Origin of the sequence: Dietzia maris, assembly GCF_014144855.1 — a bacterium.
Classification (GTDB): domain Bacteria; phylum Actinomycetota; class Actinomycetes; order Mycobacteriales; family Mycobacteriaceae; genus Dietzia; species Dietzia kunjamensis.
Genome location: NZ_JAALDN010000181.1, coordinates 1 through 8,100 on the forward strand (window position 1 = coordinate 1; position 8,100 = coordinate 8,100).

10 protein-coding genes are annotated in these 8,100 nt (G+C 71.3%); 9 read left to right on the plus strand and 1 reads right to left on the minus strand.

Features of this window, described 5'->3' with window-relative positions; genetic code table 11:
- The 3 genes from cofH to dapC form a co-directional block, all read left to right on the plus strand.
- Positions 1 to 965 (plus strand): 5-amino-6-(D-ribitylamino)uracil--L-tyrosine 4-hydroxyphenyl transferase CofH (cofH, locus tag G6024_RS06525; protein ID WP_159148328.1); only part of this gene is annotated, 965 nt, incomplete at its 5' end.
- An 86-nt stretch (positions 966 to 1,051) separates the two neighbouring features.
- Entirely contained in the window at positions 1,052 to 1,375 is a 324-nt protein-coding gene (gene fdxA / locus G6024_RS06530) for a ferredoxin (RefSeq protein ID WP_067718452.1), read from the plus strand.
- A gap of 5 nt (positions 1,376 to 1,380) precedes the next feature.
- Complete coding sequence (gene dapC / locus G6024_RS06535) at positions 1,381 to 2,493, plus strand: succinyldiaminopimelate transaminase (protein WP_181694250.1); 1,113 nt, start codon at positions 1,381 to 1,383, stop codon at positions 2,491 to 2,493.
- Between the two features lie 120 nt (positions 2,494 to 2,613).
- Here dapC and dapD read toward each other — a convergent pair whose 3' ends face one another.
- Positions 2,614 to 3,582, minus strand: coding sequence for a 2,3,4,5-tetrahydropyridine-2,6-dicarboxylate N-succinyltransferase (gene dapD, locus G6024_RS06540; RefSeq protein WP_067718447.1), 969 nt, complete (start codon positions 3,580 to 3,582; stop codon positions 2,614 to 2,616).
- Between the two features lie 7 nt (positions 3,583 to 3,589).
- Here dapD and dapE point away from each other — a divergent pair, with 7 nt between their 5' ends.
- The 6 genes from dapE (at position 3,590) to G6024_RS06570 (ending at position 7,844) form a co-directional block, all read left to right on the plus strand.
- A complete protein-coding gene (gene dapE, locus G6024_RS06545; protein WP_119191799.1) occupies positions 3,590 to 4,807 on the plus strand; it encodes a succinyl-diaminopimelate desuccinylase in 1,218 nt (405 codons plus the stop codon).
- Between the two features lie 85 nt (positions 4,808 to 4,892).
- Entirely contained in the window at positions 4,893 to 5,693 is an 801-nt protein-coding gene (locus G6024_RS06550) for an LOG family protein (protein ID WP_067718445.1), read from the plus strand.
- Positions 5,690 to 6,247, plus strand: a complete 558-nt coding sequence (locus G6024_RS06555; protein WP_067718442.1) for an LOG family protein — start codon at positions 5,690 to 5,692, stop codon at positions 6,245 to 6,247. The genes G6024_RS06550 and G6024_RS06555 overlap by 4 nt, the downstream gene beginning before the upstream one ends.
- A complete protein-coding gene (gene folP / locus G6024_RS06560; protein ID WP_119191771.1) occupies positions 6,244 to 7,140 on the plus strand; it encodes a dihydropteroate synthase in 897 nt (298 codons plus the stop codon). The genes G6024_RS06555 and folP overlap by 4 nt, the downstream gene beginning before the upstream one ends.
- A gap of 75 nt (positions 7,141 to 7,215) precedes the next feature.
- Positions 7,216 to 7,584 (plus strand): DivIVA domain-containing protein, encoded by a 369-nt coding sequence (locus tag G6024_RS06565; protein ID WP_067718436.1) that lies wholly within the window; start codon positions 7,216 to 7,218, stop codon positions 7,582 to 7,584.
- 92 nt (positions 7,585 to 7,676) lie between these two features.
- Positions 7,677 to 7,844, plus strand: a complete 168-nt coding sequence (locus G6024_RS06570) for a DUF3117 domain-containing protein (RefSeq protein WP_067718434.1) — start codon at positions 7,677 to 7,679, stop codon at positions 7,842 to 7,844.
- Positions 7,845 to 8,100: the final 256 nt, after the last annotated feature.

Genomic DNA, 8,100 nt, shown 5'->3' on the forward strand with positions numbered 1-8,100 from the left:
TCACCTACGTGGTCAACCGGAACATCAACTTCTCCAACATCTGTTACACCGGCTGCCGTTTCTGCGCCTTCGCCCAGCGCAAGGGCGACGCCGACGCGTTCTCGTTGTCCGCCGCCGAGGTCGCCGACCGGGCGTACGAGGCGTACGTCTCCGGCGCATCCGAGGTGTGCATGCAGGGCGGCATCGACCCGGACCTGCCGGTGTCCGGGTACGCCGACCTGGTCCGCGCGGTCAAGGAGCGGGTGCCGTCCATGCACGTGCACGCGTTCAGCCCCATGGAGATCTCCAACGGCGCCTCGCGATCCGGCGTGGGGGTCCGGGAGTGGCTCACCGAGCTCCGTGCGGCGGGGCTGGACACCATCCCCGGTACCGCGGCGGAGATCCTCGACGACGAGGTGCGCTGGGTCCTCACCAAGGGCAAACTCCCCGCCTCCGAGTGGATCGACATCGTCACCACCGCCCACGAGGTGGGGCTGCGGTCGAGTTCGACGATGATGTACGGCCACGTGGACACCCCGCGCCACTGGGTGGCCCACCTGCGGACCCTCCGCGGGATCCAGGAACGCACGGGCGGCTTCACCGAGTTCGTCCCGCTGCCCTTCGTGCACCGCAGCGCGCCGCTGTACCTGGCCGGCGCCTCACGGCCCGGACCGACCCGGGAGGAGAACGTCGCGGTCCACGCCCTGGCCCGCATCATGCTGCACGGGGCGATCGACCACGTGCAGACGAGCTGGGTCAAGCTCGGGGTCGCGGGGACGCGGACCATGTTGCGATCCGGCGCCGACGACCTGGGCGGGACCCTGATGGAGGAGACCATCTCGCGGATGGCCGGCGCAGAGAACGGCTCGGCCAAGACCCCGGAGGAGATCGAGGAGATCGCCACCGGGATCGGACGCCCGGTCCGCCGTCGTGACACCGTCTACGGACCCGCCCACCGACCCGTCGGGGTGACCGTCGCCACATAGGTCGATCGGCTCACGGGGCGGCTTCCGCATCCGCGTGGCCTGTGACATACGATTCAGGTCATACCGCTACGAGGAAGGTGGCTGACGTGACCTACACGATCGCAGAGCCGTGCGTCGACGTGATGGACAAGTCCTGCGTCGAGGAGTGTCCTGTCGACTGCATCTACGAGGGTGGACGGATGTTGTACATCCACCCCGACGAGTGCGTCGACTGCGGGGCGTGTGAGCCGGTCTGCCCCGTGGAGGCCATCTTCTACGAGGACGACGTCCCGGACGAGTGGACCGAGTACAACGCCGCGAACGCGGACTTCTTCGTCGAGCTCGGATCGCCGGGCGGCGCGGCCAAGGTCGGCAAGGTCGACTACGACCACCCGATGGTCAAGGCGCTCCCGCCCATGAACCAGGAGTGACCCCGGTGGTGTCGCGCCCGGAGCGTCGACCGCCCGGGCGCGCGCTCCCGGTGTTCCCCTGGGACACCCTCTCGGACGCCCGCTCGCGCGCCTCCGCCCACCCGGACGGTCTCGTCGACCTCACCGTCGGTACGCCCGTGGATCCGGTCGCCCCGGTGATCCGCGAGGCGCTCGCCGCAGGCTCGGACCGGCCCGGGTACCCCACGACCGTCGGCACCCCCGCTCTGCGGCGGGCCGCGGTCGACGCGCTGGAGCGCCGGTACGGCGTCACGGGGCTCACTCCCGACGCCGTGCTACCGGCGATCGGCACAAAAGAACTCATCGCGGGCCTGCCCGCCCAGCTCGGACTGGGGCCGGGCCACTCGGTCGTTGTGCCCGAGGTCGCCTACCCGACCTATGAGGTCGGCGCACTGCTGGCGGGGGCCACGGTGGTTCGCGCCGACTCGCTCATGCAGCTCGGCCCGTCCTCGCCGACGTTGCTATACCTCAACTCGCCGTCGAACCCCAGTGGCAAGGTGCTCGGCGTGGACCACCTGCGCAAGGTGGTCGGCTGGGCCCGCGACCGCGGCGTGATCGTGGCCTCCGACGAGTGTTACCTCGGACTGGTGTGGGAGGGTGAGGCGCCCTCGATCCTCGATCCGCGTGTCTGCGACGGCGACCACACCGGTCTCCTCGCACTGCACTCGCTGTCCAAGACCTCGAACCTCGCGTCCTACCGCGCCGGGTTCGTCGCCGGTGACCCCGGCCTGGTAGCCGAGCTGCTCGAGGTGCGCAAACACGCCGGGATGATGATGCCGCTGCCCGTCCAGTCGGCCATGACGGTCGCCCTGGACGATGACGCCCACGAGGCCGAGCAGCGTGAGCGGTACCGGGCCCGCCGTGCACGCCTGCTGCCCGCGGTCGAGGCGGCCGGGTTCCGGATCGACCACTCCGAGGCCGGCCTGTACCTGTGGGCCAGCCGCGACGAGCCCTGCCGCGACACCGTGGACTGGTTCGCCGAGCGCGGCGTGCTCGTCGCGCCGGGGGAGTTCTACGGACCCGCCGGGGCGCGACACGTCCGCATCGCGCTCACCGCCACCGACGCCACGGTGGACGAGGCCGTGCGCCGACTGGGCTGAGCAGGCCGCCCGCGTCGCCCGGCCACCCCATCGAGAAGGACGTTCCGCGCACCGCCTCTCGGGCGATGTGTGCGGAACGTCCTTGTCGACGGAGGGTGACGCCGCCGATGAGCGTCGGCGTCAGTCGTTGGCGTGCAGATCCGCGTTGAGCTCGACGCCCTCGCGCTTCCACGGCACCGCCTCGACGGAACCGGTCAGTGAGTTGCGCCGGAAGAGCAGGTTGTCCATGCCCGAGAGCTGGCCGGCCTTCACGGGCTCCCGCTCGGCCCAGGCGCCCGCCCGGACATCCACCTTCGTGCCGGCGGTGACGTACAGCCCGGCCTCGACCACGCAGTCGTCGCCCAGCGAGATACCGACACCCGAGTTGGCCCCGAGCAGGCACCGTTCACCGATCGAGATGGTCTCCTTGCCGCCGCCGGAGAGCGTGCCCATGATAGAGGCCCCGCCGCCGACATCGGAATCGGCGCCGACCACGACGCCCGCGGAGATGCGACCCTCGACCATCGACGCGCCCAGCGTGCCGGCGTTGAAGTTGACGAACCCCTCGTGCATGACCGTGGTGCCCTCGGCCAGGTGGGCGCCCAGGCGGACGCGGTCGGCGTCGGCGATGCGAACGCCCGACGGGACCACGTAGTCCACCATGCGCGGGAACTTGTCCACGCCGTACACCGTGACCGGGCCGCGGGCCCGCAGCTTGGCGCGCACCAGCTCGAAACCCGGGACCGCGCACGGTCCGAAGTTGGTCCACACGACGTTGCTGAGCTTGCCGAACAAGCCGTCCATGTTCGCGAAATGCGGCTTGATGAGGCGGTGGCTGATGAGGTGGAGCCGGAGGTAGGCGTCGTAGGCGTCGGCCGGCGGCTGGGTCAGGTCCTCGATCTCCACCCGCACGGCCACCGTCTCGACCCCCCGGTCGGCGTCGGCGCCGGTCAGCGGCGACAGTTCGGCGGGTACCTCGTCTCCGGACAGCACCCGGTGACCGCCGGCGGACGCGGCGCCCAGCTCCGGCTCGGGGTACCACACGTCGAGAACGGTGTGGTCGGACGTCAGGGTGGCGATTCCGGTGGCCACGGCTCCATGTGCACTCATGGCCCCGATGCTAGCGGTCTGCCCCGACGGGCACGGGTCACGGGCAACTAGGGTGGGGGCCGTGACCGCCGCCCTCGATCTGACCGCCGACCCGGTCGACCTCACCCGCGCCCTCGTCGACATCCCCAGTCCCTCACGGGAGGAGGATGCGATCGCCGCCGCGGTCCACGACGCTCTCGTCGCGACCGTCGCCGGGTTCACCGGGCCCGCCGCCGACCGGACGGAGGTGGTCCGCGACGGCAACCGGGTCCTCGCCCGTACCTCCCGGGGCCTCCCGACCCGGGTCGTGCTCGCCGGACACCTCGACACGGTCCCCCTGGCGGGCAACGTCCCGTGCCGGGTCACCGGCGAAGGGACGGACACGGTCCTGCACGGGTGCGGGACAGTGGACATGAAGTCCGGGGACGCGGTGTTCCTGCACCTCTTCGCCGCGCTGGCGGACTCCGACGAGCTGGCGCACGATCTCGCCCTGGTGCTCTACGACTGCGAGGAGATCGAAGCCACGGCCAACGGTCTGGGGGTCCTCGAGCGCACGCACCGCGACTGGTTGACGGGCGATGTGGCCATCCTCGGTGAGCCGACCGGCGGGCTCATCGAGGCCGGCTGCCAGGGGACCCTGCGGATCCGGGTCCACGCCCGCGGCGTGCGGGCCCATTCGGCGCGGAGCTGGCTGGGCGACAACGCCGTGCATCGGCTCGCGCCGGTGCTGGGGGCACTCGCGGCCTACGAGGCCCGGTCGGTGGACATCGACGGGTGCGTCTACCGCGAGGGTCTGCAGGCCGTCCGCATGTCGGCGGGGGTCGCCGGCAACACGGTCCCGGACGAGGCCTGGCTCGACGTGAACTTCCGATCCGCCCCGGACAGGGACACCGATGCCGCTCTCGCGCACGCCCTCGACGCACTGGGGCTGACCGGTCTCCCACGGGTGGCGGAAGGGGAGACCCCGCTCGCCGAGCCCGGTCTGTCCTGGGAACTCACCGACCTCTCGCCGGGGGCGCTGCCCGGTCTGGGGGCCCCGGCCGCGGCGGAACTCGTCCGTGCGGCCGGCGGGCGGGTCCGTGCGAAGTACGGGTGGACCGACGTGTCCCGTTTCGCGGCCCTGGGGATCCCGGCGGTCAACCTCGGCCCCGGCGACCCCGGCATGGCCCACAAGCGTGATGAGTACTGTCCGGCGGCACAGATCACCGAGGTCGGCAGGGTGCTGCGCACCTACCTCACCGGCTAGGGCGCGGGAGCCCCGGGATCGCCCATGTCCCGGGTACCGCCACTCTCGGCCCCACCCCCAGATCATCGAAGGAGACCCCCGGCCCATGGCCCCCAACGACCCCGTGCACATGCGAGGCCCCGTCCTCGTCCGTCGTGAGAAGGGTGGCGAACACACCACCACCGACCAGCGGCTGCTGGACAAGAACCAGGACACCGACTGGCTGCACACCGACCCGTGGCGGGTGCTGCGCATCCAGAGCGAGTTCGTCAACGGCTTCGGCGCGCTGGCCGAACTGTCGGACGCCGTCAGTGTGTTCGGTTCGGCCCGCACCCGGCCCGGGGACCCGGCGTACGAGCAGGCCGTGGAGTTGGGCCGTGCGCTGGTGGAGGCCGGCTACGCGGTGGTCACCGGTGGTGGCCCCGGGCAGATGGAGGCGGCGAACAAGGGGGCGTGGGAGGCGGATGGCGAGTCTGTCGGGCTCGGGATCGAGTTGCCCCACGAGCAGGGCCTGAACCGGTGGGTGGACCTGGGACTGCACTTCCGCTACTTCTTCATCCGCAAGACGATGTTCGTCAAGTACACGCAGGCCTTCGTGTGCACGCCGGGCGGGTTCGGCACCCTCGACGAGTTCTTCGAGGCCATCACCCTCGTCCAGACCGACAAGATCACCAGGTTCCCGATCGTGCTGCTCGGCGTGGACTTCTGGGCCCCGCTGACCGACTGGATCCGCGGCACGCTGGCGGAGGAGGGGATGATCTCCGCGTCCGACCCCGACCTGTTCCTGGTGACGGACTCCGTGGCGGAGACCGTGGAGTACATCCGCGAGGCCCACCACAGGGCGGCGCTGACGTCCGAGGAGCGGGAGGACCTGTACGGCGAGGAGCACCGCGGGGTCGAGCGGTGACGGCGCCGGTCGCCGGTCGCCGTGTCTGCGTCTACTGCGCCTCCTCCACGTACGACCCGGAGATGCTGGCCATCGCGACGCAGGTGGGGGAGGGCATCGCCAGACGCGGGTGGTCGCTCGTCTCGGGCGGCGGCAACGTCTCGATGATGGGTGCGCTCGCCGAGTCGGCCCGCGCGGGTGGCGCACGCACCGTCGGTGTGATCCCCGAGGGGCTGCGGGTCCGCGAGGTCGCCGACACCGCGGCCGACGAACTCGTCGTCGTCACGACCATGCGGGAACGCAAGCGGGAGATGGAGGAACGATCCGACGCGTTCCTCACCCTGCCCGGCGGGATCGGGACGATGGAGGAGATGTTCGAGATGTGGACCTCGGCGTCCCTGGGCTTCCACCACAAGCCGGTGGTGCTCTACGACCCGATCGGGTTCTACCGCCCCTTGCTGGACTGGGTCGGAGGGTTGGTGGAGGCCGGATTGGTCAAGGACGAGGCGATGGCGAGCCTGGTCGTGTGTGACGATCTCGAGGCCGCGCTCGACGCCTGTGGAGGTCGGGGATGACCGGTGCCGGTGCCGCTCCGGCGCCGGCGCCGGCGCCCACCCTGTGTGGCCGCCCGGTCCCGGTCGATCGCCCGCTGGTGATGGCGATCGTCAACCGTACGCCGGACTCCTTCTACGACCGTGGGGCCACGTTCACCGACACGGCGGCGATGGCGCGGGTCGACGAGGTGGTGGCGGCCGGCGCAGACATCCTCGACATCGGCGGCGTCAAGGCCGGGCCCGGTGACCTCGTCGACGCCGCGGAGGAGACCCGCAGGGTCGTGCCGTTCGTACAGGCCGTGCGTGACCGTCACCCGGACGTGGTGATCTCGATCGACACCTGGCGGGGCGAGGTCGCCCGGCGCGCGTTGGCGGCCGGGGCGGACCTGGTCAACGACACGTGGGCGGGGCACGATCCCGGCGTCCTGACCGCGGCGGGGGAGGCGCGCGCCGGGTTCGTCTGTTCGCACACGGGCGGCGCGGTGCCCCGGACGCGGCCGTTCCGCGTGGGGTATGCCGACGTCGTCCGCGACGTGGTCGACGAACTCTCGGCAGCTGCCGACCGCGCGCTGGCGGCCGGTGTCCCGCCGGACGGCATCCTCATCGACCCCACCCACGACTTCGGCAAGAACACCTTCCACGGCCTCGAGTTGTTGCGACGGATGGACGAGATCGTGGCGGTCGGGCACCCGGTCCTCATGGCGCTGAGCAACAAGGACTTCATCGGCGAGACCCTGGACGCGGGCGTGGACGACCGCGCGGAGGGCACCCTCGCGGCGACCTCGGTCGCGGCCTACCTCGGGGCGCGGGTCTTCCGCACCCACGACGTCCCGGGCACACTGCGCGCCCTCGAGATGGTGTCGTCGATCGTGGGGACGCGCCGACCTGCGCGAACCGTACGCGGCCTGGCGTGACTTGCCACACCGCCAGGGGCGGGCCGTGTGCCAGACTGGTCGCGGCGCTAGTCACTACAGGAGGGGAGCACGGGAATGCTCACCATCGTCGTCTACGTGGTCGTCACCCTGGTCGTCGCGGCGGGGCTGTTCGGGCTGTCGCTCGTGGTGTTCGGCCGTTCCGAGGTGTTGCCGCCCGTGGCCCGGGACCACACGGTCACCCACCTGCCGGACGGGGCCCTGGCCGGTGATGATCTCCGGTCGGTGCGATTCGGCATGTCGGCCCGTGGATACACAATGGCAGAGGTCGACTGGGCACTCGAGCAGGCGGCGGTGGAGATCGACCGGCTCCGGGCCCGGTTGGGCGAGGACGTCACCGTGGCCGGGGACGCCGCGGCGAACGGGGCGCAGAACGGGGTGGACGGTCGTCCCGCTACGGCGTCCGGACGCGGCCGGACGCGCTAGAATCGACATCATCCACTCAGCAGTACCGATCGTGGGCACGGGCGCTCGTACAGTGCGCCGCCCCGCGGACAAGGACGAAGGGAAACGACTCGATGGCGGCTATGAAGCCCAGGACCGGTGACGGACCGATGGAGGCGGCCAAGGAAGGCCGTGGGATCGTCATGCGCGTCCCTCTGGAGGGTGGCGGGCGTCTCGTCGTCGAGCTGACCCCCGATGAGGCCAAGTCGCTCAGCGAGGAGCTGTCGCAGGCCATCTCCTGATCTCGTCGCCCCACCGATGCCGGCGCATCCGACCCTCGTGGCGGGTGCGCCGACTCATATCCCGGAAGGTCCTCGTCGATGTCCGCCGTCCCCGGCCGTCCCCTGCCCTCGGTCCGTGTCGTCTCCGGTCCCGCCCCCGATGCCGCGCTGGCGGTCGTCACCCGCGCTCCCGAGCCCGGTCGCGTGCCGCTGGGGCGCGCCGACGAGGCGCGGGTCTCCGTCCACGACGGGCGACCGGTGGTCGAGGTCGAGTTGG

Coding starts and splice junctions, on each gene's coding strand:
- dapD (WP_067718447.1), bottom strand. CDS start 3,582: ATGAGTGCACATGGAGCCGTGGCCACCGGAATCGCCACCCTGACGTCC.
- dapE (WP_119191799.1), top strand. CDS start 3,590: ATGCTAGCGGTCTGCCCCGACGGGCACGGGTCACGGGCAACTAGGGTG.
- G6024_RS06550 (WP_067718445.1), top strand. CDS start 4,893: ATGGCCCCCAACGACCCCGTGCACATGCGAGGCCCCGTCCTCGTCCGT.
- folP (WP_119191771.1), top strand. CDS start 6,244: ATGACCGGTGCCGGTGCCGCTCCGGCGCCGGCGCCGGCGCCCACCCTG.
- G6024_RS06565 (WP_067718436.1), top strand. CDS start 7,216: ATGCTCACCATCGTCGTCTACGTGGTCGTCACCCTGGTCGTCGCGGCG.
- G6024_RS06570 (WP_067718434.1), top strand. CDS start 7,677: ATGGCGGCTATGAAGCCCAGGACCGGTGACGGACCGATGGAGGCGGCC.